Genomic DNA, 26,691 nt, shown 5'->3' with positions numbered 1-26,691 from the left:
TCAGCGGCCCTCCGGGGTCGGCACGTCGTCGGGCAGCAGGCCCGTCGAGCGCAGCTCGCGCCACAGATCCCCGGGGATCGGCACCGCCAGAAGGTCGAGGTCCGCCTGGAACTCCTCCGGCGACCGCGCGCCGATCAGCAGGCTGCCGACCTCGGGGTGAGCGAGGGGGAACTGGATCGCCGCCGCGCCGAGCGGCACGTCGTACCGGCCGCACACCTCGGCGATCGCCCGGGCCTTCTCCAGCACGCCGGACGCGGCCGGTGCGTAGTCGAACCGGGCGCCCTCGGAGGGGTCCAGCAGGACACCGCTGTTGAACACCCCGCCGGCGATCACGGAGGTGCCGCGTCGACGGCAGGCGGGAAGCAGCTCCTCCATCGACGACTGGTCGAGCAGCGTGTACCGGCCGGCGAGGAGCACGACGTCGAGGTCGCACGTCTCGACCAGACGGGTCAGCACCGGGGTCTGATTCATCCCCGCGCCGATGCCCTTGACCGCGCCCTCGGCACGGAGATCGCGCAGTGCGCGATAGGCCGTCGTGCTCGCGACGTCGAAGTGCTCGTCCGGGTCGTGCAGGTTCAGGATGTCGACGTGGTCCACGTCCAGCCGTTCGAGGCTCTCCGCGAGCGAGGTGCGCACGCCCTCGTAGCTGAAGTCCCAGATCGGACCCACCTCCGGCACGTCGGTGTAGAACGGCTCGCCGTCGACGTACTGGCTCTCATCGCGGGGCGCATCGGCCCGCAGCAGACGACCGACCTTGGTGGAGATGACCACGTCGGAGCGGTGGGCGCCGAGGCCCTCCGCGAGCCGACGCTCGGCGAGCCCGTGACCGTACAGCGGGGCCGTGTCGAAGTACCGCACTCCCGACCGGTAGGCGCCCGCGACCGTGTCCGCCGCCTGCTCGTCCGAGATCGCGCCGAGGAAGTTGCCGAGGGATGCCGTCCCGAGGCCGACCCGCGGAAGCGTGAGGCCGTGGTCGCCGACGGCGACCGAATCTGTGATCCAGGTCATGATGCAGCTTTCGATCGGGAGAGCGGGACGTCTCTTCGATTCAGTCAGTGCTCCGGCGCGCGGACAATGCCGGACTGCGGATGAGCATCATCCGCAGTCCCGATATCGCCCGCGTCCGCTGCATCCGCCAACCGCATCGACGGCATCCGGGACACGCGATTGACCGCTCGGAGCGCCCCGTGACCGAATGGATGACGGGCCGAGGGGCCCCGGAAGAAGGAGCTTGTCCATGGTTGTCGAACTGCCGAGCGCTCGCGGAGTGCTCTCCACGGAGGTCTCCGATCTCCTCCTCGGAGACGAGGCCAGCGAGATCGTGTCGATCGAGACGTTCGCGCTCGCGGTCCCGCTGCGCACCCCGATCGCGGATGCCACGGCCGCGATGACGCACTGGACGGTCCCGGTCGTGCAGATCACCACGCGCGACGGCCGGGTCGGCACCGGGATCAGCGGCGTGCACACGGCGCCCGAGCTGCTGTGCGACGTGATCAGCGACTACTACGCACCCGCCCTGCTCGGCACCTCGTCGGAGGACATCCTCGGCACCTGGAAGCGGCTGTACTGGCTGCCGACGCACTGGGTGGGCCGCGCGGGTGCCGTGCACATGGCACTGGCGATGGTCGACATCGCGCTGTGGGACCTCGCGGCGCAGCGGGCGGGAGTGCCGCTGTGGCGTCTGCTCGGCGGAACGGCGGAGCCCGTGCAGGCCTACAACACCGACGGCGGCTGGCTGAACCTGAGCGAGACCGAGCTCGTGCGCGACCTCTCCTCGCTGATCGACGGCGGCTGGCGGCGCGTGAAGATCAAGGTGGGCAAGGCCGACTGGCGCGAGGACGCCCGCCGCTCCCGCGCGGTCCGCAAGGCCATCGGCGACGACGTGACCCTGATGTGCGACGCCAACCAGCGCTGGGACCTCTCCACCGCGAACCGCCTGCTGCCGGTGTTCGAGGAGGTGCAGATGGACTGGGTCGAGGAGCCGCTGCATGCGGACGACCTCGAAGGGCATGCGGCTCTGCAGGCGAAGACCTCGCTCGACATCGCCTCGGGGGAGAGCATCTACAGCTTCCAGCAGTTCAGCAGCTTCATCGCGCATGACGCCATCCGGGTGGTGCAGGTGGACGTGACGCGGGTCGGCGGAGTGACGGAGTGGATGCAGGTGGCCGCGCACGCCGCGGCACGCGGACTGCGTGTGGCCCCGCACGCCGGTGACATGATGCAGGTCCACCAGCATCTCGTCGGGACGGTGCTGTCGGATGTGGCTCCGCTGATCGAGTTCATCCCCTGGACACAGCACGCCTTCGCGGAGCGCAGCGTCATCCGGGAGGGGTATCTGGAGCGTCCGCAGCAGCCGGGCGCCTCCACCGCGATCGCTCCGGACGCGCGGCAGAACTGGCAGCTGCGAGGAGTCGGCGCGCTGCGGCGCCTGTGAGGCGCGAGGCTCACTCGGAACCGGAGAAGGGGTCCCGACGCGAATCGCGTCGGGACCCCTTCTCCGTCATCGGCGGGGGTGGTGTCGTCGGCGGGCGGCGGCCCGTGCCGTCAGCGCACCGCCTCGGCGTTCTGCGCCGCCCAGTAGGTGCCGTCGGGGAAGGCGTACTCGGCGATGGACTCGTCGTGGATCTGCGCGCTGTAGCCGGGGCGGCCGGGCATCGTGTAGTGCCCGTTCTCGACGATGCACGGGTCCGTGAAGTGCTCGTGCAGGTGGTCGACGAACTCGGTGACCCGGTCGTCGAGCGTGGCCGACACCGCGACGTAGTCGAAGATCGACAGGTGCTGCACGAGCTCGCAGAGCCCGACTCCGCCGGCGTGCGGGCACACCGGGATGCCGAACTTGGCCGCCATCAGGTAGACCGCGACGATCTCGTTCACGCTGCCGAGGCGGGCGGAGTCGAGCTGGCAGAAGTCGATGGCCTCGGCCTGGAACATCTGCTTGAACAGCACCCGGTTCATGCCGTGCTCGCCGGTGGCGACGCCGACCGGTGCGACCGCGCGACGGACGGCCGCGTGCCCGAGGATGTCGTCCGGGTTCGTGGGCTCCTCGATCCACAGCGGCCGGAACTCGGCGAGGCGCTCCATCGAGGCGATCGCCTGCGGGACGTCCCACACCTGGTTCGCATCGATCATCAGATTCACGTCCCAGCCGATGACCTCGCGGGCGATCGAGAGGCGGCGCACGTCGTCCTCGATGTCGCCGCCGACCTTGAGCTTCACATGCGTGTAGCCCTCGTCGAGCGCTTCGGTGAGCAGTCGGCGCAGCTTCTCGTCGCTGTAGCCGAGCCAGCCGGCACTCGTCGTGTAGCAGGGGTAGCCGCCGATGCTCTCGAGGTGCGCGATGCGCTCGGCGCGGGTGTCGACGTTCGCGCGGAGGATCTCGAGCGCCTCGTCCTCGGTGAGGGCGTCCGACAGGTAGCTGAGGTCGGCGACCTCCACGAGCTGCTCGGGGGACATCTCGGCGAGCAGACGCCACAGGGGCTTCTCCGCACGACGTGCCGCGAGGTCCCACATGGCGTTCATGACCGCGGCCAGGGCGAGGTGCACGACGCCCTTGTCCGGGCCGAGCCAGCGCAGGTGCGTGTCGGACTTCATCTCGCGGTAGACCTCGCCGAGGTGGGCGACGAGCTCGTCGACGTCGCGTCCGAGGAACGGGAGCGCGCGCTGGCGGGCCGTCTCCGCGACGATGTCGGTTCCGCGACCGATCGTGAACGTGAAGCCGTAGCCGGCGAGGCCCGGCTCGTCGGTCTCGAGCACGACGTAGGCCGCCGAGTAGTCGATGTCCTTGTTCATCGCGTCGGACCCGTCCATCGTGATGGACGTCGGGAAGCGGATGTCGTGGACACGCACGCTGGTCAGGATGGGCACAGAGATCTCTCTTCTTCGTTCGGGGGTGGCTCGACAGCGCTGAGGGCGGCCGATCCTCCCATTGCCCCACACCGCGCCGCGCGCATCAACGGCGTCCTGCGGATGCCCTGCATCCGTCCTCCGGATGCACGCCCGCGCTCAGGCGTCGGCGGGCACGGGCTCGGTGCCCGCGGGCAGGGGAGCGGCCAGCACGGCGTCGATGAACGCCTTCGACGCCCGGCTCAGCGGCCGTTCGGAGTGCCACCACACGCCCACGTCGCGGAAGCGGTTCAGGCCCGAGATCGGACGGACCTCGAGACCGTCGGAGCGCACCATGTCGGTGGCGAGCTGGTTCACGACGCCGATGCCGAGACCGGCGCGGACCATCGACGCCAGGGTCGTCGGCTGCTGCGAGACCATCCCGAGGGGGATCTCGACGAACGCGGCGTGCAGGGCGGCCTCCGCCTCGTACCCGAGGTAGGAGTCGAGGAGCGGATTCCCGATCGTGATCACGCGGCTGTCGGCGATCTCGGCGAGGTCGATGGTCTCCCGCTCGCAGAGCTCGTGCCCGGTCGGCAGCAGCACCAGGAACGACTCCCGCCAGAGAGGGCGGCTGATGAACGCGTGGTCGGCCGGCTCCGGGCGGAGCGGGCGGAGGGCGACCGTGACACGGCGGTCGCCGAGCGCCGATTCGATCGACTGCACGTCGCCGTCGAGCACGCCGACCTCGAGGTCCGGATGCTCGTCCTTGAGGCCGGCGAGCACCCCGGGGAGGAAGCTCGAACTCGCGCTCGCGAAGCTCGCGACACGGAGCGAGCCGCGCAGCGCGGCTCCGTCCTGCCGGCCGTCGACCAGGTCGTCGGCGGCGGTCAGCACCGCCCTCGCCTTGGGAAGCAGGGCGCGGCCCTCCTCCGTGAGCGCGAGCGGGCGCACACGACGTTCGATGAGGACGCGTCCCAGCGCCCGCTCGAGGTTCGCGATGTGCGCGGACACGCGCGGCTGGGACAGGTGGATCGCCTCCGCCGCCTTGGAGAAGCCGCCGGCGTCGACCACCTCGACCCAGGTGCGCAGCCACACGAGTTCGAACTTCGGGGCATTCGAGGAGATCGTCACGCCAGGCCCTCAGCTCGTCAGGGTCTGGTGCAGCATCGAGTGCACGACGGAGGCTGCCGCGCCGCGCGCCCAGTCCTCGAAGGTGTGCGTGCGGGTGATGATCCGGCAGTCGCGCACGGCGCCGAAGGCATGCTGCTCGAACGCGGCCCGCAGGTGCTGCTCGAACAGGTCGTAGTTCGTCACGGACTCGCCGGCGACGAGCACGACGCTCGGGCCCACGAGGTTCGCCATGGTCGCGATGGCCAGGCCGATCATGGATCCGGCGGCTTCGAACGCGGCCACCGCGTCGTCGTCGCCGGCGCGGCCGAGCTCCACCGCGTCCTGCATCGAGAGGAACGGCGCGTTCTTCGCCGAGCGGATGCGCGCGAGGATCGCCGCAGACGAGGCCACGGTCTCGACGCATCCTCGGCGACCGCACGTGCAGCGCTCGCCGGTCGTCGCGAGCGGGAGGTGTCCCAGCTCGCCCGAGACGCCGAGAGCGCCCTCGACGACATCGCCGTTGACGTAGAGGCCGCACCCGATGCCCACGCCGATCGTGACGATCGCGAACGAGTGCGAGTCGACGCCGATGCCGAACCACTCCTCGGCGATGGCGAGGGCGCGGACGTCGTTCTCGATCACGATCGGGAGGGGGATCCGCGAGCCCAGCAGGCTGCGCAGCTGCACCTGCGACCAGTTCAGCCGGGGGGAGTCGCGCACGATGCCGTGCTCTTTGTCCACGTCGCCCGAGACGGCGACGCCGACGCCGATGATCCGGTCGGCGGTCGGTCCGAGGGCGTCCACCAGCGCGTCGACGACCTCGGCGATCGCCTCCACGACGTCGTCGACCGCGATGCTCGCGAGGGGGCGGTGGATCGAGTGCAGCACGTTGGCGCGGATCGTGGTCGCCACGGCGAAGATCTCGTCGACCCGGACGGTGACGCCGATCGTGACCTGCGCGTCCTCGATCACGCTGATCGGCTGCACCGGTCGCCCGGGAGTCGACGACGGGGCCGCGTCATGGGTGGAGATGAGCCCGCGGAGGTCGAGCCGGTTCACCGCCTTGGTGACGGCGGCCTGCGAGAGCCCGGTCCGCTGCGCCACCGTCACCCTCGCGACCGGCCCGTGCTTGAGCAGATCGGCGAACACCGTGGTCACGGCGGGGGCTTCGCGGAACTCTCCGGGGACGGTCGAGGTCTGCGGCTCCTCTTCGACCGACGTCGGCGTCTGCGTCATCCGGGCTCCTTCGCTGGTGGTCGTCGCTGGTCCTGCCATAGCTCGCCTCGGCAGCGAGGGCGAGATTAACTTTCGAATGTCAATCATATGTGAATCCGATATCGGCGCAACAGAAGGAGAACGCCAATCAGAGTTACTTGACAAGTTATTCTAATTGCGCTTACAGTCATCCCAGTCCTGCTCTCGTCGGCAGTTCTCGATGGGTCAGAAAGTCGAAGGAGACCTCCATGGCAACGACCGCCGCGCCGCGCAGAAATGCCCCAGGGCGTGCACACGGACTGGCGAGCAGGCGGAATCCGTCGCATCGCAACGACTGGAAGCTCGCCCTCCTCCTGATCGCCCCCGCGGTCCTCGGATTCGCGGTGTTCGCGGTGTACCCGACGCTCCGCGGCATCTACCTCAGCTTCACCGACTTCCAGGTGCTCTCGCCGCCGGAATGGACCGGCCTGGAGAACATCCAGACCCTGCTCGGCGACAAGATGTTCTGGCAGTCGCTCGGCATCACCTTCTACTTCGTCGCCCTGTCCGTCGTGTTCGGCATCCTGGTGTCCCTGGTCACCGCGGTGATCCTGCACCGCCTCACCGGTTCCCCCTTCATCCGCGGGCTCGTCATCCTCCCGTTCCTCATCTCGGGCGTGGTCGCCGCCCTCGTCTGGCAGTGGATGCTGGATCCCCAGCTCGGCATCGTCAACATCGCCCTCGAGGCGCTGACGGGGGAGCGGATCAAGTTCCTCAGCTCGCCCGAGTGGGTCATCCCCTCGGTCGCCGCCATCAGCGTGTGGAAGTCGATGGGCTACAACGCCATCCTGATCGTCGCCGGCCTCTCCACCATCCCGAACGAGGTCTACGAGGCGGGACGCCTGGACGGCGCCTCCGAGATCCAGATGTTCCGTCGCCTGACCATCCCGCTGCTGCGGCCCATCCTCGCGATGGTCATCGTGCTCACCGTCATCAGCGCGTTCCAGGTGTTCGACATCGTCGCGGTGACCACGAAGGGAGGGCCCGCGAACTCCTCGAACGTGCTGCAGATGTACATCTACGACAAGGCGTTCAACCAGTTCGACTTCGGCTACGCGGCGACCATGTCGCTCTCCCTGTTCGTGATGCTCATCGCGATCACCTTCCTCCAGATGCGGCTGCTCCGAGCCGACGAATCCGACACGAACTGAGTGAACATGACCGTCATCCCGACCGCACCCCTCGCGGCGCCCGAAGGCATCGAGTCCCGCCGGAAGCGCCGTGCTCCCCGCAAGCCCGTCCGTCCCTTCTCCTGGGGCCGCGTGCTCGCCTGGACGTACGTGATCGCCTTCCTCCTGGTCACGGTGTTCCCCTTCTACTGGATCCTGCGCACCTCGCTGTCGAACAACTTCGCGCTCAGCACCGATCCCGGCTCGTTCCTCCCCGTCGGCTTCTCGTTCGACGCGTTCGCCCGCGTGCTCGGGTTCGCCAGCCGGGACGAGGCGCTCGCCGCCGGCGGTTCCGGTGCGTCGATCGACATCCTGCTGTCCGTCCGCAACTCCGTGATCTATGCGGGGCTCATGACCGTCATCGTCGTCACGGCGTCGGCGCTCGCGGCCTACGCGTTCGCCCGACTGCAGTGGCGCGGGCGCAACTTCGTGTTCTCGCTCCTGCTGACCGCGCTGATGGTGCCGGGCATCCTCACACTGCTGCCGAACTTCGTGCTCATCAACGATCTCGGGCTGCTGAACACGTTCGCGGGTCTGCTCCTGCCGGGCGCCCTCTTCTCCGCCTTCAACATCTTCTTCCTGCGGCAGTTCATGCTCGGCCTGAGTGCCGAGGTGGAGGAGGCCGCCCTCATCGACGGGGCCGGCCCGTGGAAGACGATGTTCCGGATCACGCTCCCGATGACCTCGGGGCCGCTCGTCACCCTGTCGATCCTGACGTTCATCGGCACCTGGAACGACTACTTCTGGCCCCTGCTCGTCGCGAACGACGCCGAGGTGCGTCCGCTGACCCTCGCGCTCGGGGTGTTCCAGCAGGCGTCGCCGCAGAGCCAGCCCGACTTCTCCGGGCAGATGGCGGCGACCCTGATCGCCGCGCTGCCGATGCTGCTGCTGTTCATGATCTTCGGCAAGCGGATCGTGAACTCCATCGGCTTCAGCGGCATCAAGTGACAGACCTCCCGGTCCCGCCGGGAAGCGCTGCGAGGGGCGCCCGAATCCTCGAGAACCATCCCGCACCATCCATCCAGCACCATCACATCCTCTGAGAGGCAAACATGAAGACCGGAAAGATCACCGCCGCAGTCGTCGGTGTCGCACTCGTCGCAACCATGACCGGTTGCGCGGGCGGCCAAGGGGACGACGGAGGCTCGGCCACCGTCAACTGGTGGACGTGGGACCCGAACCAGGCCGCGGCCTACAGCGAGTGCATCCCCGCGTTCGAGAAGGCTCACCCCGACATCAAGGTCGAGGTCAGCCAGTACAACGTGTCCGATTACTTCACGAAGCTGACCACCGGCTTCGTCGCGAAGAACGCCCCGGACGCGTTCCAGAACAGCGTCACGTTCTTCCAGTCCTACGCGGACCAGGGGCAGATCATGCCGCTCGACGATCTCATCAAGAGCTCCGACTACGACCTCGACACCTTCGCCGTGGGCGTGGACCTCTGGAAGTTCACCGACGGCAAGCAGTACGCCCTTCCGCTGGACTGGGCGGCCACCGCCTACTACTTCAACCAGGACCAGGTGGCCGATGCCGGTCTCACCGAGGACGAGGTCAAGAACATGACCTGGAACCCGGAGGACGGCGGCACCTTCCTCAAGGTCGTCAAGCGGCTCACCGTCGACAAGAACGGCGTCCGCGGTGACGAGGCCGGCTTCGACAAGAACAAGGTGGCGGTCTACGGGATCGGCTCCCTCGAGTCCGACGACAACCTCGGTCAGACCACCTGGGGTCCGCTCGCGGGCAGCGCGGGTTTCGAGCTCACCGACAAGCCCAACTGGCCGACGCAGTTCAACTACGGCGACAAGACGTTCATCGCCACGATGGACTTCGTCCGTCAGCTGAGCGAGGACGGCTTCGCGCCCAAGCTCGGCCAGTTCACCACCGGCGGGGCCGACCAGATCGGCTCCGGCCAGGTCGCGATCGTCCCCGGCGGATCGTGGGAGGCGGCGTCCATCACCAAGCTCCCCGGCGTCAAGGTCGGCATCGCTCCGGTGGTCTCGTCCGCCGACGGGAAGCGCTCGATCATCTCGAACATGAACGGCAACAACGTCTGGGCCGGCACGAAGAACAAGGATGCGACCTGGGCCTGGGTGTCGTACATGGGCTCCGAGGAGTGCCAGACCACCGCCGCGACGTTCAACGGCTCGTTCTTCCCGTCGATCGAGGCGTCGATGCAGGCGCTGGTGGAGAAGTCGGCCGCTGACGGGCTCGACCTCTCGGCCTTCGGCGACTACCAGTCGTCCGGTGCCCTGTTCTCCGCACCGGCGTACAACAACGGCGCCGCGATGGAGGCCGACATCCGTCCGCAGTTCGAGGCCTACTTCCTCGGCCAGGAAGGCGACGACCTCTGGCCGCGCCTGCAGGACCAGACGCGCGACATCATCGCCGGCTGACACCTTCCCGGTCGCGGTCGCCCTCGCCGGCGGCCGCGACCGGGACGCCACTGACAACACCCCGCACCGCCCCGCACCACACCGCACCACCTCGAAGGAATCATGTCTCTCTCCGCTGCTCGTCCCGATCTGGTGCACCTCCGTGCCGCCGGCGTCAGTCTCGTCATCCAGCTCGCGGAGCCGCTGCCGCGGATCCTGCACTGGGGTGCCGACCTCGGCGACCTGAGCGCGTCCGAGGTCGAGTCCCTGCTGGTGACGTCCGCGCCCAGCGCGACGCACAACTCGACCGATGCGCCGCGCCACTTCACGGTGCTGCCCACCGAGGCCGACGCGTGGTCGGGGACGCCGGGCATCGAGGGGCGCATCGGACCGGGCGGAACGCCGTACCTGCGGTTCACGCTGGACGAGGTCGCCGTCGCCGAGCAGTCGGCGACCTTCCGGCTGACCGACGGCGGTGCGGGCGTCTCGGTCACCATGACCTTCGCGCTCGATGCCTCCAGCGGTGTCCTCGCCGCGTCCGCGGTCGTCGAGCGGAGCGCGCACGCCGACGGCGTGCTGGACCTCCACCAGCTCACCCTGATGTTGCCGCTGCCCGATCGCGCCGTCGAGGTCGTCGACTTCACGGGCAAGTGGGCGCGCGAGCGCAGCCCGCAGCGCACACCCCTCGGCTTCGGCACGCACCTGCGCGAGAGTCGTCGCGGACGGTCCTCCCTCGACTCTCCCTACCTGATGATGGCCGGCACCGCCGGGTTCGGCTTCCGCAGCGGTGAGGTGTGGGGGACGCACGTCGGCTGGAGCGGCAACCAGCGCTACCTGGTCGAGCAGCTGCCGGAGGGCGCCGGTGCGCACCGATCGACACTCGGCGGCGGCGAGCTGCTGCTCCCCGGTGAGATCGCGCTCGCCCCGGGTGAGACCTACGCCTCGCCGACCGTGTACTTCAGCTGGTCGGACCGCGGGATGGACGGCGTCGCCGACAGGTTCCACGACTGGTTCCGCGCCCGTCCGACGCATCCGGCGGATCCGCGTCCCCTCGTGCTGAACACCTGGGAGGCCGTGTACTTCGATCACGACCTCGACGCCCTGCTGCGACTGACCGACGCCGGGGCCGAGGTCGGTGTCGAGCGCGTGGTGCTCGACGACGGCTGGTTCCTCGGCCGCCGCAGCGACCGGACCGGTCTCGGCGACTGGTTCGTCGACGAGGAGGTGTGGCCCCAGGGCCTGACCCCGTTCGTGGACCGCGTGCGCAGCCACGGCATGCAGTTCGGGCTCTGGTTCGAGCCGGAGATGGTCAACCTCACCTCCCGACTCGCGATCGAGCATCCGGAATGGGTGCTCGCACCGGCCGAGGCGGGCCCCTCGATCCGGCATCAGCACGTGCTCAACCTCGCCCACCCGGAGGCCTGGCGGTTCATCTTCGACCGCATCGATGCGCTGGTCGCCGAGTATCGGATCGACTACATCAAGTGGGACCACAACCGTGAGCTGCACGAGGCCGCACGGCAGGATGCGGACGGTCGTGCCGGCGTCCACGTGCAGACCGAGGCCCTCTACCGGATGCTCGACGCGCTGCGTGCGAAGCACCCGGCCCTCGAGATCGAGTCCTGTGCGAGCGGCGGAGGGCGGGTCGACCTCGGGATCCTGCAGCGCACCGACCGCGTGTGGGCCTCGGACTGCAACGACCCGGAGGAGCGTCAGCGCATCCAGCGGTGGACCGGGCAGCTCGTGCCACCGGAGCTCGTCGGCACGCACGTCGGGGCGACCGAGTCGCACACGACCAAGCGCGTCACCTCGCTCTCGTTCCGCCTGATCACCGCGCTCTTCGGCCATGCGGGCATCGAGCAGAACCTCGCCGACCTGACCGCCGACGAGCGCACGGTGATCCGCGCCTGGGCCGAGCTGTACAAGGAGCAGCGCGGACTGCTGCACTCCGGCCGCGTCGTGCGCGCCGACCTGGCCGATGAGGAGAGCCTGCTGCACGGCGTGGTCGCCCGCGACGGTGCCGAGGCCCTGTTCGCCTGGGTGCGACTGGGCACCTCGGTGCCGATCCAGTCCGGGCGCATCGCGTTCCCCGGACTCGCGTCCGACACGATGTACCGGGTGCGACTGCGTGAGGAGATCGGGGCGAGCGAGCTCCACGAAGCAGAGCCGGAGTGGTTCGCCGCCGCCCGCGAGGGCCGTCTGGTGCTGCGAGGCTCCACCCTCGCCGGCCTGGGACTGCCGATGCCGACCCTGCAGCCCCAGCAGGCGATGCTGCTGCAGCTGAGCGCCGTCTGACGGCGAGGATGGACGACATGCGTACGATCAGCACCCCTTCCGACTCGCTCCGGTTCGACGGCGCCGCCGACCGCTGGTTCGACGCGTTGCCGATCGGCAACGGACGTCTCGGGGGCATGGTTTTCCACGCCCTCGCGCACGACCGGATCCAGCTCTCCGAGTCCACGGCCTGGTCCGGCGGGCCGGCGGAGCACGATGTGAACCCCGGCGCGCGCGCGAACCTGGACCGCATCCGACAGGCGCTGTTCGCCGGCGAGCACGACGAGGCCCACCGCCTCACCGAGGAGCATCTGCTGGGACGCCCCACCTCCTTCGGCACCAACCTGCCGCTGCCCGAGGTACGGGTGGACTTCGACGGCGAGGCCGCGGAGGTCGGGCGGGTGCTCGACATCGGGCAGGCCATCGCGAGCGGGCGGGCCCTTCGGGGCGGTGTGCGCCTGACGAGCGAGACCTTCTCCTCCCGCCCCGACCGGGTCCTCGTGCATCGCCTCGACGCGGATGGGGCGTTCTCGGCGCGGATCTCGGTCTCGGAGACGGTGTTCCCGCTGCGGACGACGGTCGAGGGGGACACCCTGGTCCTCACCGGGCGCGCGGTGGAGACGCTGCACAGCGATGGCGTCCAGGGAGTGCCCCTCAGCATCCGCGTGCGGGTGATCGTCGACGGCGGGAGCATCACCGCCGACGGGGCAGGGCTCCGGATCGCTGATGCGACCTCGCTGACGCTGCTCATCGCCGTCGGCACCGGCTGGGACGACGCCGACGAGATCCGCGACGCGGCGCAGAGCATCGCCGGAGCCGTGGCGCTCGGATACGCCGAGCTCCGCGAACGACATGTCGCCGACCACCGCGAGCTCTACGACCGCGTCTCGATCGATCTCGGGGAGACGCCGGAGCCCGTACGCTCAGCACCTATCGACGAGCGCCGTCGACGGTACGCGGAGGGTGGGGAGGACCTCGAGCTGGAGGCGCTGTATTTCCGTTACGGCCGCTATCTGACGATCGCGGGCTCGCGGCACGACTCTCCGCTCCCGCTCGCCCTGCAGGGACTGTGGAACGACGGCCTGGCGAGCAGTGCGCCGTGGACCAACGACTTCCATCTCGACATGAACACCCAGCAGAACTACTGGGCGGCCGAGGTGACCGACCTCGGCGAGACGCAGGAGCCGCTGCTGCGCTTCGTGGAGAGGCTCAGCCGCACGGGCCGTGCGACGGCGCGCGAGATGTACGGGGCGAACGGATGGGTCGCGCACACGGTGGCGAACGCCTGGGGCTACAGCGCCCCGGGCTGGGGCATGGGGTGGGGGATGTGCCTCATCGGCGGCGCCTGGATCGCCCTGCAGCACTGGGAGCGCTGGGACTACGGTCGCGACGTCGACTTCCTGCGTGAGCGGGCCTACCCCGTGCTCAAGGGCGCGGCCGAGTTCTTCCTCGACCACATGGTCGAGCACCCGGAGTCCGGATGGCTGGTGACCGGACCCTCGGACTCGCCGGAGAACTGGTACCTGTCCGGGACGGGCCGCCAGTGCGCCGTGTCGATGGGTCCGACGGGCGACCGGGTCTTCGTCGAGGCGGTGCTGCGGATGGTGACCGAGGCGGCCGGAGTCCTCGGCGTCGACGAGGAGTTCGCCGCCCGGGCGCAGCAGGCCCGAGAGCGCCTCGCCCCGTTCCGGATCGGTCGGCATGGGCAGCTGCAGGAATGGCTCGAGGACTTCGAGGAGGCCGTTCCCAGTCACCGCCACACAAGTCACCTGATGGGTTTGTTCCCTGAGCGGCAGATCGTCCCCCGACGCGATCCGGAACTCGCCCGTGCCTGCGAGGTGGTCATCGAGCGACGTGAGGCCGCCCCGGGATGGGAGCAGACGGAGTGGGCGGAGGCGAACCTGATCGCTTATTACGCACGGCTGCTGAACGGCGACACGGCCCTCGTGCACGTTCGCAACCTCATCGCCGACGCCAGCGAGTCGAACCTGATGTCGTACTCGCAGGGCGGCGTCGCGGGCGCGGCCCAGAACATCTACTCCTTCGACGGCAACGCCGGTGGCACCGCCGGCATCGCGGAGATGCTCCTGCAGTCCGACGGCGAGGAGATCGAGCTGCTGCCCGCTCTGCCCTCGTCCTGGCGCCGGGGCTCCGTGACGGGCCTCCGGGCGCGGAACCGTGTCCGGGTCGATCTGCACTGGTCCGACGGCGGCCTCGATCACGCCGTGCTCCGCTCCGACCGCGATGCGCCGGTGCGGGTCCGCGTGGGAGACGACGTGACCTCGGTGTCGCTGCGCGCGGGGGAGCCGACGGTCATCCGTCCCGCGCACGACGGACTCGCCGGCGAGGGGTAGGCGCGCTGCACGGCAGGGGGGTTCCGGCGGGTCGGCGACCGACCTAGACTTCTGCCCGAAGCATCCACTCGACCCGGCGATGGTCCCCCTGGACGGAGGGCGTCGCGGACTGCGAAGGAGGCGACGATGCAGACGCTGACGATCGATTTCATCTGCTCTCTCGACGGATACGGCGCCGCGGAGGGGTGGCCCGGATGGTGGGGGCTGGAGAGCCCCGAGTACCTCGCCTGGTTGGAGGAGGCGCCGGATCGGGACGCGCCGCTTCTCATGGGCGCCGCGACGTACCGTGTGATGTCGGCGCTGACCGGGGCGGGCGAGCCGGGGACGGACGTGCTCGAGGGGATCCCGAAGTACGTGTTCTCGTCGTCGCTCGAGGCTCCTCTCACCTGGGCCCATTCGACGCTCGTCTCCACCGACGCGGTCGAGTACGTCCGGCGGCTGAAGGAGGAGTCGGACCGTCCGCTCCGCACGATCGGCAGCATCGCGTTGTGCCGTTCGCTCCTGGAAGCGGGGCTCGTCGACCGCTACCGCGTGGTGATCTTCCCGGTGATCACCGGGGCGACCGGCACCGAGCGCATCTACGACGGCTATCCGGATGTGGCTCTCGAGCTCGTGGAGTCCCGCACGTTCGACCACCGCACCCAGCTGCTGGAGTACATCCCCACCGTGTTGGACGGCCCGCCCGGTCGATGATCGATCCGGCCGTCATCCCGCCCGGATCAGGCGCGGGACGATGGCCACCATCGCCACCATCACGAGGAGCTCGACCATCGTCTGGGTGACGACGACGAGCGGGGTCAGTGCGAAGTCGGCCGGCAGCGCGAGCGCCAGCGGGAGCACGACGAGGGAGTTGCGGGTGACGCCGCTGAACGTCACGGCCCGTCGACCGGAGAGGTCCAGCCGTGCCGTCCGTGCCAGGAGGGCGCCGAGGGGCGCGACGATCGCGGCGAACGCGATGAAGAGGGGCACGGTCAGCAGCAGTCGGCCGAGGGCATCGCCGACGCCGGAGATCTGAGAGGCGACCACGGTCGCGAGCGTGAGCATCATCAGCGAGACCATCGCCGCCGGAGCTTCGCGCTCGACGGCCTGCGCGAGGGGGAGCCTCGCGGCGAGCACCTGCGTGAGCGCCGCGAGCCCGAGGGGCAGCACGATCAGCAGCACGAACGCCTCGACGAAGGGGAGGGGATCGAACGCGGCCAGCGCCTCCCCGCCCGCGAAGAGCGCCAGGAAGAGGGGGAGCAGTGCGATCTGCAGGAGCATGAGCAGCGGTGTGGCGGCCAGCAGTCGCGAGCGGTCTCCGCCCGCGAGGCCGGTGAAGACGATCACGTAGTCCACGCACGGCGTGAGCAGGACGAGCAGCACGCCCAGGAGGATCGCCTGATCGGCGGCCACCAGCCGACTCAGCCCGAACACGACCACCGGCACCACGACGAAGTTCAGGACCAGAACGACGGTGAGGAAGCGCCAGTCCGAGAAGGCCCGTCCGATGGCGGTGAACGGCACGCCGAGGAACGTCGCGAACAGCAGGAGGCCGAGCAGCGGGTTGATGACCGCCTCGAGCGGCCGTGCCACCGGCGGCAGCAGCAGCCCGACGACCGCGCCGACGACGATCGACGCCAGGAAGAGGGTCACCTGATGCCGCTCTGCCCACGTCAGGACTGCGCGCACGGACACCTCCTCGCCCCCTCGATTCTGCCGGTCGCCGCATCCGATGCGATACATTGCTGTGCAGGTAGAACTTCAGGCTCTACTACATTCCCGTGGAGTGGAGGACACATGGCACTCTCTGGCGGACCCCTGGAGCGCACGTCGATGAGCGACGAGGCGTATGCCCGTCTGCAGGAGGCGATCATCAGCGGCGAGCTTCGTCCGGGTGAGCGTCTGCGTGACTACGAGCTCGCCGAGCGACTGGGGACCTCGAAGACCCCGATCCGCCACGCCCTCGATCGCCTCGCCGACCACGGCCTGGTCGAGATGCAGCGCAACCGCTACACGCGGGTGGCTCCGATCGACCTCGACCGGGTCCGCAACGCCGTCGACCTCTTCGGCGACATCTGGATCGGCTCGGTCCGCCACGTGATGCCGCTGCTCCAGGACGACGACGTGTCGTATCTCGCCGATCTGACCGATGAGATGTCCGCGGCGGTCAAGAAGCGCGACGTGGCGAGCTTCGGCACCGCCCTGCGTGCTGCCGCCACCGGTTTCGCGCGCATCGAGGGCAATGCCTCGCGCGCGGTGATCATCGAGCGCCTCGGACCGCAGATCCGTCGCTTCGGCGAGCACGCGCGTGACGCGTTCGACTGGGACGCCGTGAACGCGTTCGTGGTCTCGCTGCGGGAGGCCATCGTCGAGCGGGACGCCGTGAAGACCCGTGCCGTGCTGGTGCCCTTCTTCGACGAGGTGCTGCTCGCCACGATCGATCGCGCCGAGGAGCAGGAGCTCACGCGCGCCGAGGCGGAGTAGCTCCCGCCGCCGCACCGGTGGTGCGATATATTGCGAGAGGTAGAACGTCACGCTCTACCATTCGTACCCCGAAGCGGAGGACGCGATGTCACTCTCAGGCGGACCCCTCGAGCGCAGGTCGATGAGCGACGAGGCGTATGCCCGACTGCAGGACGCGATCATCAACGGTGAGCTCCGTCCGGGTGAGCGTCTGCGCGACTACGAGCTCGCCGAGCGACTGGGGACCTCGAAGACCCCGATCCGCCACGCCCTCGACCGTCTCGCCGACCACGGCCTGGTCGAGATGCAGCGCAACCGCTACACGCGGGTCGCTCCGATCGACCTGGATCTCGTCCGCAACGCCGTCGCGCTGCTCGGGGACATCTGGATCGGCTCGGTCCGCCACGTGATGCCGGTGCTGGAGGACGACGACGTGTCGTATCTCGTGGAGCTCACCGACGGCATGGCGGCGGCCGTCGAGCAGCGCGACGTCGTCGACTTCGGCACGGCCGTGCGTGCGGCGGCCACAGGGTTCGCGCGCATCGAGGGCAACGAGATGCGCGTGGCGATCATCGAGCGCCTCGGGCCGCAGATCCACCGATTCTCGCGGCACTCCCGGCATGAGTCCGACTGGGGCGGCATCGCGGCGTTCATCGAGGACTTCCGAGAGGCTGTCCGCGCGCGCGACGCCGTGAAGACCCGGGCCGCGCTCGTCACCCTGTTCGATGACGTGGTGCCCGCGACCATCGACCGCGCCGAGGCCGAGGGCCTCGCGGAGTTCGACGAGGACTGAGCCGGCTCCCGCCGCCACGCTCTGGGCGAATCCATAGGAAGCGCTGCGCGAGGACCGATACTCTGGAGATCCCAAGGGGAGTACTCCGATACGGTCGGGTCGTCATTACGGATGCACGTCGCATCCCGGGCCACCGGTTCCTGTTCAGGAATGGAGAAGACTTTGGCGGTGCTGTCGCACCCCGAAGTCTGGAGTTCCCTTTTGGATATCACGCCGCTGATCTGGATCATCACGATCGCGATCACGATCGCCTTCTTCGTGTACGAGTTCTTCGCGCACGTGCGCACACCGCATGAGCCGACGATCGCCGAGTCGGCGCGCTGGTCGATCTTCTACATCAGCCTCGCGCTGCTGTTCGGCGTCGGCATCGGCGTCTTCTCCGGCTGGACCTTCGGCGGCGAGTACTTCGCCGGGTATCTGACCGAGAAGGCCCTGTCGATCGACAACCTGTTCGTCTTCCTCATCCTGATGACGGGCTTCGCCGTGCCGAGGATCTATCAGCAGAAGGTGCTGATGATCGGCATCGTCATCGCGCTGATCCTGCGCGGCATCTTCATCGCCGTCGGCGCCACGCTCATCGAGAACCTCTCGTGGATCTTCTACGTTTTCGGCGCGCTGCTGCTCGTGCTCGCGTACCGTCAGGCGTTCGGCAACCACGACACCAATCCGGCGAACGGGCGCTTCATGACGTTCGTGCGTCGGCACCTGCCGGTCAGCGACGAGTACAACGGCGACCGGCTGACGGTCGTGAAGAACGGCAAGCGCTTCGTCACCCCGATGCTGCTCACCATCATCGCGATCGGGTTCATCGACCTGGTGTTCGCGGTCGACTCGATCCCCGCGATCTACGGCCTCACCGACCAGGCGTACATCGTGTTCACCGCCAACGCGTTCGCCCTCATGGGTCTCCGCCAGCTGTACTTCCTCATCGGCGGCCTCCTCGAGCGCCTCGTCTACCTGGCGCAGGGCCTCGCGGTCATCCTCGGATTCATCGGCGTCAAGCTCGTCCTGCACGCTCTGCACGTCAACGAGCTGCCGTTCATCAACGGCGGTCAGGGCGTCGAGTGGGCGCCCGAGATCCCGATCTGGTTCTCGCTGCTGTTCATCGGCGCGACCATCGCGGTGGCCACGGTGGCGAGCCTGATCAAGACCCGTCGTGCACCGGGCGCCGTCACCGCCTCGACGGACACCACCCCCACCATCACTCAGAAGGAGCACTCTTGAGCGCGCAGCGCTGTTCTGACTCTTCGGACTCCGACAGTACGAGCGCTCGGTTCGCCCCGGGCGCTCACCCCACCTCGGACGAGGTCACCCGCTGATGGGTGATCTCCTCTGGAACATCGCCCTCGTCTTCGCGTTCGTCCTGATCGGCGGTGTCTTCGCTGCGACGGAGATGGCGCTGGTCACCCTGCGCGAGAGCCAGATCAACGCGATCGGGCAGCGCGGTCGGCGCGGCGCGAAGGTCGCCGCGCTCGCCCGCAACCCCAACACCTTCCTCTCCGCTGTGCAGATCGGCGTGACCGTCGCGGGTTTCGCGTCCGCGGCATACGGGGCGACCTCGATCGCTCCGTCGCTGGCGCCGGTGCTCGAGACCTGGGGCCTCGCTCCCGCGCTCGCGCTCACGATCGCCACCCTCGTGCTCACCCTCGTGATCGCGTATCTGTCGCTGGTGCTCGGCGAGCTCGTGCCCAAGCGCCTCGCGATCCAGCGCAACGCGCAGTTCGCGTATGCGGTGGCTCCCGCCCTCAACGGCTTCGCCACGGTCATGCGACCGGTGATCTGGTTGCTGTCGGTGTCGACGAACGCGCTCGTGCGCATCCTCGGCGGCGACCCCCACAAGACCAGTGACGAGATGACCGACGAGGAGGTGCGCGACATCGTCGCCAGCCATCAGGGGCTGCCGGACGACGAACGACGCATCCTCGACGACGTGCTCTCGCTCCGCGGACGGCAGGTCAGCGAGGTCATGCGGCCGCGGCCGGACGTCGTCGCGCTCGACGAGGCCGCGAGCGTCGGCGAGACGCTCGCGCTGGTGCGGGATCTTCCCTTCTCGCGCTATCCCGTCTCGAAGACCTCGATCGACGATGTCACCGGGTTCGTGCACGTGCGCGACCTCTTCGACGCGGCCGACGACCCCACGCGCACCGTGAGCAGCCTGGTGCGCGAGATCCCCTACATCCCCTCGACCGCGGGGGTGCTGCCGACGCTCACCCGCATGCGTGCCGAGGGGCACCACATCGCGGTGGTCGTCGACGAGTACGGCGGCACCGACGGGCTGGTCACCCTGGAGGACCTGGTCGAGGAGGTCGTCGGCGAGATCTTCGACGAGTACGACGCGGAGGTGTACATCTCCGCGGACGAGGGGCTCGACGGGCGGCTCAATCTGCAGGACTTCGAGGAGGTCACGGGACTCGCCATGCCGCGCGGCTCATCCGACACGATCGCGGGGTTCGTGACCGAGCAGCTGGGCCGACTCGCGGTCGTCGGCGACACGGTCGCGGTGCCGGGCGCGACGATCCAGGTCGCGGAGCTGGATCGTCGACGGATCTCCCGGGTGCGGGTGACTCCGGTGCACGAGCCGGGGGCGTGATCTCCGGCGCAGGCGGTCAGGCCCGGTGTGCGCTGCCCAGCTCGGCGAGCCCCTCGGTCAGGACGTCGACCAGCAGGCGTGCGTAGCGCCCGTCGGGGTCGAGGTCGGGATCGAAGACCGTGATCGAGGCGCCGACCGCGTGCGGCGCGAGCTCGCGCAGCAGAGCGATGAGATCGGCCGCGCCGAGCCCGCCCGGGTCGGGGCTGTCGACCGCGGGCATGACCGCGGGGTCGAGCACGTCGACGTCGACCTGGAGCCAGTAGGCGTGCCCGGCGACGGCGGCGGACTCCGCGCCCACCCGTGCCGCGCCGAGGGAGAGGACGTCGGCGGCGGGCGTCACCCTGCCCAGGATGCCGCGCACCTCCTCCTGCTCCTCGTCGTCGGCGCGGTGCCCGATGTGCGCGGTGCGCTCGGCGCGGAAGTACGGCCCGAGCCCGTCGATGTCGGCGATCGCCGGCCGGTGCTTCCCGACGGCGGCGGCGAGAGCCTCTCCGGCCACGCTCGCGCACTCGTCGCTGTTGCCGGGGTGACGGAAGTCGGTGTGGCCGTCGATGTGGACGAGCCCGATGCCGTCACGGCGCGCGGTCGCGATGCCCGCCCCGAGGAGGATCGCGCAGTCGCCGCCGATCACCAGGGGCGCCTCGCCCCGCTCGAGCGCGGCGCCGATGCGTGCCGCCAGACGTCGGGAGTGGTCGATCATCGCGCTCTCGTTCCGCACCCGGTCGGCCGGTCTCGTCTCGTCGTCGTCGACGTAGCGGCCGGCGAGGACGACGCCGGAGTCGGTGGCGCCGAGCGCCGCGAACCGCGTGAACAGGCCCGCCTCGCGCAGGGCCTCCGGCGCCTTCGCGGCGCCGGGGACGCTTCCGGGCTCCGGCGGACGGAGGCCGAGGTTCGACGGGGCGGCGAGCAGCGTGATCATCCCCTCATCCTGCCGAGGGGGTCGGACACGGGGAGCGCGGGTCAGGTCGGGAAGGGCACGCCGGTGATGCGCTCGGCCGCCGTCCACAGTGCGGCTCCGGTCGCGGGTGCGCGCACCTCGTCGGAAGCGGTCACGCGCGCGGGAGCTCCTCGGAACTCGAGCAGGCCGCCCGGGCCCCAGTAATCCCCGTTCGCGACATCCCCGGCGGTGGCCGCATGCACGATCGGCAGGGCGCCGCCGTCCTTGCCCTGCACGAGGACGCGGGTCGGAGCGGCGACCGCGCGGACGAAGCCCGACACCTCCGCCAGACCCGGACGCGACGGGGTGAGCGGATCGACCGCGTACCCCGGGTGCGCGGACACCGACGAGCGTGCCGAGCCGGACCAGCGCCGGGCCAGCTCGAACGCGAAGGCCATGAGCGCGGCCTTCGACCTCCCGTACTGCCGAAGCGAGGAGCCGGTCCACGGGGCGTCGAGGCTCCCGGCGTCGAGGCGCGCGAAGCGGTGCGCGATCGATCCGACGGCCACCACCCGGGCGTCCGGCGCGAGGAACGGCTCGAGCCGGGCCACGAGCGCGAAGTGGCCGAGGAAGTTGGTGCCGACCATGAGGTCGAGTCCATCGCTGGTGCGGGCCGAGCGGTCCGCCGCCTTGACCCCCGCATTGCAGACGACGCCGTCGAGGTGCTCGCCGAGGTCCGCGGTCGCGCGCGCGATGCTGTCGAGGGAGCCGAGGTCGAGCGGGAGGACACGCAGATCGGCCTCCGGCACCTGGCCGCGGATCGCCGTCACCGCTGTCGCCGCGCGTTCGGGGGAGCGGCATCCGAGCAGCACCCGCGCACCCCGCGCGGCGAGCTGCTCCGCGCACCAGTACCCGATGCCGGCGTTCGCGCCGGTGACCAGGAACGTGCGGTCGCGCAGGTCTTCGGGCGGCGAGGGGTGTGCGGCATCCATTCCCCCAACCTAGGCGGAGCGGGCGCCGCGCGCGTCAGCGGCGGTGGTGGTCGTGCTGGTGGTCGTGATCGTGGTGGTCGTGATCGTGGTGCTCGTCGTCCTCGTCTTCGAGGAGCATGCCGACAGACGTCGCGCAGGCGTCTCCGCGCCAGGCCTCGATGCCCTCGCGCACGGCGAAGGCCGCGATGACCAGTCCGGCGACGGCGTCGGCCCACCACCAGCCGAGCAGCGAGTTGGCGACCAGCCCGACCAGGACCGCGGCCGACAGGTAGGTGCAGATCAGGGTCTGCTTCGAGTCGGCGACGGCCGTGGCCGATCCGAGCTCACGACCCGCGCGCCGCTCGGCGTAGGAGAGGAAGGGCATGATCGCGACGCTGACCGCGGTCAGGACGATGCCGATCGTGCTGTGCTCCGGGCGCTCCGCCGTGAACAGGGCGGTCAGGGAGGTGGCGGTCACGTAGATCGCGAGGGCGAAGAACGCGACGGCGATCACGCGCAGGGTCGGCTTCTCCCAGCGCTCCGGGTCGCGGCGGGTGAACTGCCAGGCCACGGCCGCCGCGGACAGGACCTCGATCGTGGAGTCGAGTCCGAAGCCGACGAGTGCTGCGGACGACGCGACGGAGCCGGCGGTGATCGCGATGACCGCCTCGATCAGGTTGTAGCCGATCGTGACGCCGACGATGAGGCGGATGCGGCGGTGCAGGATGTCCCGCCGCGATGCGGTCGCGGTCGCCATCAGCAGGTGCAGCCGTCGCCCGAGCAGCAGTCGGGTTCCACGATGAGCGTGACCCGCATGAGCATGTCGAGGGCCGGGGCGAGGTGCCGGTCGGCCAGTCGATAGCTGCTCCGACGGCCGTCGGCGACGCTCTCGACGAGCCCGCATCCGCGGAGGCAGGCGAGGTGGTTCGACATGGTCTGACGGGAGACGCCGAGGGCGTCGGCGAGGTCGGCGGGGTAGCGCGGGGACTCCCGCAGCGCGAGGAGGACGCCGGCGCGGGTGGGATCGGAGAGCGCGTGCCCGAGACGGGCGACGGCCGCCGTGTGGCTGAGCGAGGCGAGTGCGGTGGTCACGCCTTCACTGTACAGAAAAGACTGAATTCAAGAAAGTCTGAATTCAGCCTCTTCCGCGTATCGGTCAGCGGATCGCGTAGACCGCGCTCCCGACGATGACGGCGACGACCGTGGTCCAGCCGATGATCGCGAGGGCCTGCCAGAAGAGGATGCGCGCCTTGCCGATACCGGATGCCGCGAGCATGGTCGCGGTGAACTGCGTCGGCAGCAGGAGCGGGCCGAGCAGGCTGACCCCGGGGACCCCGTAGCGTTCGAACGCGCGCTGGAACTTCTCGCGGCGGGCGGTGCCGCGGTCCGGAGCCGTGTCGTCGGTCGTCGGCTCCGCTGCCGTGCCGCCGCCGGCGAGGGCCGCCGTCCTGGCGCGCGAGCGGTTGACCACGGCCTGGCGCGCACCGGAGCTCACCAGCACCACCACGAGGACGCAGAGGAAGTTGCCCACGATCGCGGCGATCGAGGCGATCACCGGCGGGATGCCGCCGATGATGCCGATGCTCACGGCACCCTCGCCCTCGACGAAGGGGATCGCGCCGGCGAGGGCGACGATGAGCGGCTGCACGAGTTCGGGAACCTGCGCGACCAGGTTCTGGAACGTCTCGATGAGGTTCATGGGTGCTCCCGGATGTCGGTGCGGACGGTGTCTCCGCCGCGATGACTCCAGTCCACTCGAGTACTGCCCGGCGCGGCAGTGTCGCGCCGTCACCGCTTTCCGGGTGGATCGCACGGGGCATCCATGACAACTGTCACGGCCGTATCGTGGGGACGTGAGCAGCCGCGTCCAGCCCCTCGCCCCCGTCGAGCCGAGTCCGGGGGCGCGACAGCTGTCCCGTGGAGTGACGGCCACCTGGTGGTACACCGTGACGGCGGTCCTGGCGTTCGAGGTGGCGCTGGTCGCCGCGTGGGGGATCGTCACCTTCGCGCTCGACCTCCCGGGGTATCGCGGGCTGATCGTGGGCCTCGGCGGCCTGCTCTGGTGTGCTGCCACCGTGCCGCTGCTGATCGACTACCGGCACAGGCTCGACTCCGAACCGGGCGTGCGCTGGGCCCGCCTGCTGGTGCCGTTCGCTGTCGCCGTCGCCTACGGGGCGGCGGCCGGCCTCGCCTCCGGCAGCTGGCAGCTGGGCCTGATGCCCGTCGTGCAGTCGCTCGTGCTGCTGAACTGGCCGCGCGGGGTGCGGTACAAGGTCGTGATCGCGGCGACGATCGTGCTCGGCTGCCTCGCTGTCGTCGATTCGGTCATCGATGTCGCCGACCCGATCCCGCTCCTCGTCCCGGTCCTGTACACGGTGTTCCTCCCGATCATGACGGTCAGCTCGCTCTGGTGGTGGGATGTGCTGAACGCCCTCGACAGGGCCAGAGCTTCCGAGGCCCGCCTGGCCGCGACGCAGGAGCGTCTGCGGGTGGCGACCGACGTGCACGATCTGCAGGGACACCACCTCCAGGTCGTCGCTCTGCAACTGGAGCTCGCCGAGAGACTCATGCCGCAGGATGCAGAGGCCGGCATGGAACAGCTCCGCGCGGCACGGGCGAGTGTGGACGATGCGCGACAGGGAACGCGCGATCTCGCTCTGCAATTCCGGTCCGTTCCGCTCGGCGACGAGATCGCCAACGCCCGCGATCTGCTCCGTGCGGCCGGTCTCGACGTGGAGGCGCTGATCGCCGCGGATTCCGATGCGGCTCCCGCATCCGCTCTCGGCCCCGTCATCCGCGAGACGACGACCAACGTGCTCCGCCACGGGGGAGGGCACCGCGCACGACTCGAACTCGTCCGGATCGACGGCGGGTGGCGGTACGTGATCGCGAACGACGTCGTCGCCGGTGGTGACGGCGTGGACGGAGTCGGCGCCGCGGGCTCGGGCCTCGACGGCATCCGACGTCGCATCGACGAAGCCCACGGCTCGCTCGAGGTGGTCCCGGGCGCGGAGGAGTTCACGGTCACGGTGACCGTGCCGGAGCAGACGGGGCGGGTCCGATGATCCGGGTGCTGCTCGCCGACGACGAGGCGATGATCAGGTCCGCGCTCGCCGCCTTGCTCCGGCTGGAGGATGACATCGAGGTCATCGCGGAGTGCGCGGACGGCGAGCAGGCCGTGGCCGAGGCGCTGCGCCTGCAGCCCGATGTCTGTCTGCTCGACCTGGAGATGCCGGGCCTCGACGGCGTGCAGGTCGCCGAGAGGCTGAACAGGGCCATCGCGACGCGCTGCGTGGTCGTCACCCGTCATGCGCGACCGGGCGTGCTCCGTCGAGCACTGGCCTCCGGGGTGGCCGGGTTCCTGCCGAAGTCCCGTGGCGCCGACGAGGTCGCCGCGGTCATCCGCAAGGTCGCGGCGGGGGCGCGGTACGTCGATCCCGAGATCGCGGCCGATGCCCTGAGCGACGAGCGCTCGCCGCTCACGGATCGCGAACTCGACGTGCTGCGTGCCGGACGGCGCGGCGAGACCACGGGGCAGATCGCCCGCGCACTCGCGCTCGCGCCCGGGACCGTGCGCAACCACATCTCCGTGATCCTCGGGAAGCTCTCGGTCGGCACGCGTCAGCAGGCCGTGCTCATCGCCGAGGAGCGCGGCTGGATCTGACTGCCGATATGCTGGCAGGCATGGGAACGATATGCGCAGCGCCCATGATGGGGCGCAACCTCGTGGTCCGCGACCGCCGCGCCTGACGGCGCGCTCGCACTCCGCACGCATCTGCGCGCCGTCCACCGAGATGTCATCGCACCTCGGGACGGGCAGTCTCTTCGACGCGTCTTCGCGTCGTCCCCTCCTTCGAGGTGCTCCGATTCTTCTTCTGGAGCGCACTCATGCCTCGTTCAATCCATGGCGGCCGTCACGAACTCGGCCAGAACTTCCTCACCCACCGTCCGACCCTCACCCGGATCGCCGCGCTCGTGCGGCAGACCTCGGGGCCGATCCTCGAGCTCGGCTGCGGTGACGGCGCCCTGACCCGCACACTGGCGGAGCTCGGCAGACCCCTCACCGCGATCGACATCGACGAGCACCGGGTGCACCGGCTGCGTCGAGCGCTGCCCGGCGTGCGCATCGACGTCGCGGATGCCACCCGCCATCCGCTCGACGCCGAGGTCGTCGTCGGGAACATCCCGTTCCACGTGACGACCCCGATCCTCCGGCGCCTCCTGTCGCAGGGCCGCTGGAGCGATGCCGTGCTCCTCACGCAGTGGGAGGTGGCGCGCAAGCGTGCCGGTGTCGGCGGTGGAACCATGATGACCGCGCAGTCGGCGCCCTGGTTCGAGTTCTCCCTCGAAGGTCGCGTCCCGGCGTGGGGATTCTCGCCGCAGCCGAGCGTCGACGGCGGTGTGCTGGCGATCACGCGCCGCGGTTCACCGCTCGTCCCGGCCTCCGATCGCCGCGCGTACGAGGCGTTCGTCGGTGCGATGTTCACGGGGCGGGGAGGCAGCCTTCCCGCGGTCGTGGCCGGTGCCGCCCGCGTCTCGATGCCGCGTGCGCGTCGGATGGTGGGGGCGGCCGGCGCGGCCGACCGACGGCTCCCGCGCGAACTGCGACCGGAGCACTGGGCCGCGCTCTGGCATCAGGTCTCGCGGGGATGACGTCGCG

At 69.8% G+C, this 26,691-nt stretch carries 24 protein-coding genes; 14 read left to right on the top strand and 10 right to left on the bottom strand.

Annotation, left to right across the window (positions count from 1 at the left end; all coding sequences use genetic code 11):
* Positions 1-1,008, bottom strand: a complete 1,008-nt coding sequence (locus AC07VM_RS11425; protein WP_494911260.1) for an aldo/keto reductase — start codon at positions 1,006-1,008, stop codon at positions 1-3.
* Positions 1,009-1,237: 229 nt separating this feature from the next.
* On the opposite strand from AC07VM_RS11425, the gene AC07VM_RS11420 reads away from it, so the two are divergent.
* Positions 1,238-2,434 (top strand): mandelate racemase/muconate lactonizing enzyme family protein, encoded by a 1,197-nt coding sequence (locus AC07VM_RS11420; protein ID WP_267417317.1) that lies wholly within the window; start codon positions 1,238-1,240, stop codon positions 2,432-2,434.
* Between the two features lie 110 nt (positions 2,435-2,544).
* Here the strand turns inward: AC07VM_RS11420 and AC07VM_RS11415 are convergent, their stop codons facing one another.
* The 3 genes from AC07VM_RS11415 to AC07VM_RS11405 all read right to left on the bottom strand — a co-directional run bounded on the left by AC07VM_RS11415 (position 2,545) and on the right by AC07VM_RS11405 (position 6,171).
* The gene (locus AC07VM_RS11415) at positions 2,545-3,864 is read right to left on the bottom strand and encodes an enolase C-terminal domain-like protein (protein WP_494911258.1); all 1,320 of its coding nucleotides are present in this window, start codon (positions 3,862-3,864) and stop codon (positions 2,545-2,547) included.
* A 138-nt stretch (positions 3,865-4,002) separates the two neighbouring features.
* On the bottom strand, positions 4,003-4,956 hold the full coding sequence (locus tag AC07VM_RS11410) for a LysR family transcriptional regulator (protein ID WP_267417319.1): 954 nt from the start codon (positions 4,954-4,956) through the stop codon (positions 4,003-4,005).
* A gap of 9 nt (positions 4,957-4,965) precedes the next feature.
* Positions 4,966-6,171 carry an ROK family protein gene (locus tag AC07VM_RS11405; RefSeq protein ID WP_494911256.1) on the bottom strand — a complete coding sequence of 402 codons (1,206 nt, stop codon included), beginning with the start codon at positions 6,169-6,171 and terminating at the stop codon, positions 4,966-4,968.
* Positions 6,172-6,398: 227 nt separating this feature from the next.
* On the opposite strand from AC07VM_RS11405, the gene AC07VM_RS11400 reads away from it, so the two are divergent.
* The 6 genes from AC07VM_RS11400 (at position 6,399) to AC07VM_RS11375 (ending at position 15,051) form a co-directional block, all read left to right on the top strand.
* Positions 6,399-7,340: a carbohydrate ABC transporter permease gene (locus tag AC07VM_RS11400; protein ID WP_267417321.1), complete on the top strand. Its 942-nt coding sequence runs from the start codon at positions 6,399-6,401 to the stop codon at positions 7,338-7,340.
* A gap of 6 nt (positions 7,341-7,346) precedes the next feature.
* Positions 7,347-8,306 (top strand): carbohydrate ABC transporter permease, encoded by a 960-nt coding sequence (locus AC07VM_RS11395; RefSeq protein ID WP_267417322.1) that lies wholly within the window; start codon positions 7,347-7,349, stop codon positions 8,304-8,306.
* Positions 8,307-8,410: 104 nt separating this feature from the next.
* Entirely contained in the window at positions 8,411-9,751 is a 1,341-nt protein-coding gene (locus AC07VM_RS11390; protein ID WP_494911255.1) for an ABC transporter substrate-binding protein, read from the top strand.
* A 102-nt stretch (positions 9,752-9,853) separates the two neighbouring features.
* Entirely contained in the window at positions 9,854-12,025 is a 2,172-nt protein-coding gene (locus tag AC07VM_RS11385; protein WP_494911253.1) for an alpha-galactosidase, read from the top strand.
* Positions 12,026-12,042: 17 nt separating this feature from the next.
* Positions 12,043-14,358 (top strand): glycoside hydrolase family 95 protein, encoded by a 2,316-nt coding sequence (locus AC07VM_RS11380; RefSeq protein ID WP_494911252.1) that lies wholly within the window; start codon positions 12,043-12,045, stop codon positions 14,356-14,358.
* A gap of 126 nt (positions 14,359-14,484) precedes the next feature.
* Positions 14,485-15,051, top strand: a complete 567-nt coding sequence (locus tag AC07VM_RS11375; RefSeq protein WP_267417326.1) for a dihydrofolate reductase family protein — start codon at positions 14,485-14,487, stop codon at positions 15,049-15,051.
* A 12-nt stretch (positions 15,052-15,063) separates the two neighbouring features.
* On the opposite strand, the gene AC07VM_RS11370 is transcribed toward AC07VM_RS11375, so the two are convergent.
* Entirely contained in the window at positions 15,064-16,026 is a 963-nt protein-coding gene (locus tag AC07VM_RS11370; protein ID WP_494911250.1) for an arsenic resistance protein, read from the bottom strand.
* Between the two features lie 108 nt (positions 16,027-16,134).
* Between AC07VM_RS11370 and AC07VM_RS11365 the strand changes: the two genes are divergently transcribed.
* The 4 genes from AC07VM_RS11365 to AC07VM_RS11350 all read left to right on the top strand — a co-directional run bounded on the left by AC07VM_RS11365 (position 16,135) and on the right by AC07VM_RS11350 (position 20,183).
* Complete coding sequence (locus AC07VM_RS11365; protein WP_494911249.1) at positions 16,135-16,821, top strand: GntR family transcriptional regulator; 687 nt, start codon at positions 16,135-16,137, stop codon at positions 16,819-16,821.
* A gap of 85 nt (positions 16,822-16,906) precedes the next feature.
* Positions 16,907-17,593, top strand: a complete 687-nt coding sequence (locus AC07VM_RS11360) for a GntR family transcriptional regulator (protein ID WP_494911247.1) — start codon at positions 16,907-16,909, stop codon at positions 17,591-17,593.
* Positions 17,594-17,794: 201 nt separating this feature from the next.
* Positions 17,795-18,817 carry a TerC family protein gene (locus tag AC07VM_RS11355; RefSeq protein ID WP_267418514.1) on the top strand — a complete coding sequence of 341 codons (1,023 nt, stop codon included), beginning with the start codon at positions 17,795-17,797 and terminating at the stop codon, positions 18,815-18,817.
* A gap of 94 nt (positions 18,818-18,911) precedes the next feature.
* Positions 18,912-20,183: a hemolysin family protein gene (locus AC07VM_RS11350; RefSeq protein WP_494911246.1), complete on the top strand. Its 1,272-nt coding sequence runs from the start codon at positions 18,912-18,914 to the stop codon at positions 20,181-20,183.
* 16 nt (positions 20,184-20,199) lie between these two features.
* Here AC07VM_RS11350 and AC07VM_RS11345 read toward each other — a convergent pair whose 3' ends face one another.
* The 5 genes from AC07VM_RS11345 to AC07VM_RS11325 form a co-directional block, all read right to left on the bottom strand.
* On the bottom strand, positions 20,200-21,102 hold the full coding sequence (locus AC07VM_RS11345; protein WP_494911245.1) for an arginase family protein: 903 nt from the start codon (positions 21,100-21,102) through the stop codon (positions 20,200-20,202).
* Positions 21,103-21,143: 41 nt separating this feature from the next.
* Complete coding sequence (locus tag AC07VM_RS11340; protein ID WP_494911244.1) at positions 21,144-22,052, bottom strand: SDR family NAD(P)-dependent oxidoreductase; 909 nt, start codon at positions 22,050-22,052, stop codon at positions 21,144-21,146.
* 34 nt (positions 22,053-22,086) lie between these two features.
* Positions 22,087-22,788, bottom strand: a complete 702-nt coding sequence (locus AC07VM_RS11335; RefSeq protein WP_494911242.1) for a cation diffusion facilitator family transporter — start codon at positions 22,786-22,788, stop codon at positions 22,087-22,089.
* Complete coding sequence (locus tag AC07VM_RS11330) at positions 22,788-23,123, bottom strand: ArsR/SmtB family transcription factor (protein WP_267417335.1); 336 nt, start codon at positions 23,121-23,123, stop codon at positions 22,788-22,790. Before AC07VM_RS11330 ends, AC07VM_RS11335 begins: the two co-directional genes overlap by 1 nt.
* Positions 23,124-23,187: 64 nt before the next feature.
* A complete protein-coding gene (locus AC07VM_RS11325) occupies positions 23,188-23,730 on the bottom strand; it encodes a small multidrug efflux protein (RefSeq protein WP_494911240.1) in 543 nt (180 codons plus the stop codon).
* 154 nt (positions 23,731-23,884) lie between these two features.
* Between AC07VM_RS11325 and AC07VM_RS11320 the strand changes: the two genes are divergently transcribed.
* The 3 genes from AC07VM_RS11320 to erm all read left to right on the top strand — a co-directional run bounded on the left by AC07VM_RS11320 (position 23,885) and on the right by erm (position 26,684).
* Positions 23,885-25,096: a sensor histidine kinase gene (locus tag AC07VM_RS11320; RefSeq protein ID WP_494911238.1), complete on the top strand. Its 1,212-nt coding sequence runs from the start codon at positions 23,885-23,887 to the stop codon at positions 25,094-25,096.
* Positions 25,093-25,695, top strand: coding sequence for a response regulator (locus AC07VM_RS11315; protein WP_494911236.1), 603 nt, complete (start codon positions 25,093-25,095; stop codon positions 25,693-25,695). Before AC07VM_RS11320 ends, AC07VM_RS11315 begins: the two co-directional genes overlap by 4 nt.
* A gap of 224 nt (positions 25,696-25,919) precedes the next feature.
* Positions 25,920-26,684: a 23S ribosomal RNA methyltransferase Erm gene (gene erm / locus AC07VM_RS11310; protein WP_494911234.1), complete on the top strand. Its 765-nt coding sequence runs from the start codon at positions 25,920-25,922 to the stop codon at positions 26,682-26,684.
* The last annotated feature ends 7 nt before the right edge of the window (positions 26,685-26,691 follow it).

Source organism: Microbacterium sp. GW821-FHT01D02, assembly GCF_059422585.1.
The sequence above is the reverse complement of the archived record's forward strand: the minus strand, read 5'-3'. Positions and strand labels throughout refer to the sequence as shown.

Excerpts from the sequence above, each read along its gene's own strand:
- AC07VM_RS11425 (WP_494911260.1), bottom strand. The coding sequence starts at position 1,008 with ATGACCTGGATCACAGATTCGGTCGCCGTCGGCGACCACGGCCTCACG.
- AC07VM_RS11420 (WP_267417317.1), top strand. The coding sequence starts at position 1,238 with ATGGTTGTCGAACTGCCGAGCGCTCGCGGAGTGCTCTCCACGGAGGTC.
- AC07VM_RS11405 (WP_494911256.1), bottom strand. The coding sequence starts at position 6,171 with ATGACGCAGACGCCGACGTCGGTCGAAGAGGAGCCGCAGACCTCGACC.
- AC07VM_RS11400 (WP_267417321.1), top strand. The coding sequence starts at position 6,399 with ATGGCAACGACCGCCGCGCCGCGCAGAAATGCCCCAGGGCGTGCACAC.
- AC07VM_RS11395 (WP_267417322.1), top strand. The coding sequence starts at position 7,347 with ATGACCGTCATCCCGACCGCACCCCTCGCGGCGCCCGAAGGCATCGAG.
- AC07VM_RS11390 (WP_494911255.1), top strand. The coding sequence starts at position 8,411 with ATGAAGACCGGAAAGATCACCGCCGCAGTCGTCGGTGTCGCACTCGTC.
- AC07VM_RS11385 (WP_494911253.1), top strand. The coding sequence starts at position 9,854 with ATGTCTCTCTCCGCTGCTCGTCCCGATCTGGTGCACCTCCGTGCCGCC.
- AC07VM_RS11380 (WP_494911252.1), top strand. The coding sequence starts at position 12,043 with ATGCGTACGATCAGCACCCCTTCCGACTCGCTCCGGTTCGACGGCGCC.
- AC07VM_RS11375 (WP_267417326.1), top strand. The coding sequence starts at position 14,485 with ATGCAGACGCTGACGATCGATTTCATCTGCTCTCTCGACGGATACGGC.
- AC07VM_RS11365 (WP_494911249.1), top strand. The coding sequence starts at position 16,135 with ATGGCACTCTCTGGCGGACCCCTGGAGCGCACGTCGATGAGCGACGAG.
- AC07VM_RS11360 (WP_494911247.1), top strand. The coding sequence starts at position 16,907 with ATGTCACTCTCAGGCGGACCCCTCGAGCGCAGGTCGATGAGCGACGAG.
- AC07VM_RS11350 (WP_494911246.1), top strand. The coding sequence starts at position 18,912 with ATGGGTGATCTCCTCTGGAACATCGCCCTCGTCTTCGCGTTCGTCCTG.
- AC07VM_RS11345 (WP_494911245.1), bottom strand. The coding sequence starts at position 21,102 with ATGATCACGCTGCTCGCCGCCCCGTCGAACCTCGGCCTCCGTCCGCCG.
- AC07VM_RS11340 (WP_494911244.1), bottom strand. The coding sequence starts at position 22,052 with ATGGATGCCGCACACCCCTCGCCGCCCGAAGACCTGCGCGACCGCACG.
- AC07VM_RS11335 (WP_494911242.1), bottom strand. The coding sequence starts at position 22,788 with ATGGCGACCGCGACCGCATCGCGGCGGGACATCCTGCACCGCCGCATC.
- AC07VM_RS11325 (WP_494911240.1), bottom strand. The coding sequence starts at position 23,730 with ATGAACCTCATCGAGACGTTCCAGAACCTGGTCGCGCAGGTTCCCGAA.
- AC07VM_RS11315 (WP_494911236.1), top strand. The coding sequence starts at position 25,093 with ATGATCCGGGTGCTGCTCGCCGACGACGAGGCGATGATCAGGTCCGCG.
- erm (WP_494911234.1), top strand. The coding sequence starts at position 25,920 with ATGCCTCGTTCAATCCATGGCGGCCGTCACGAACTCGGCCAGAACTTC.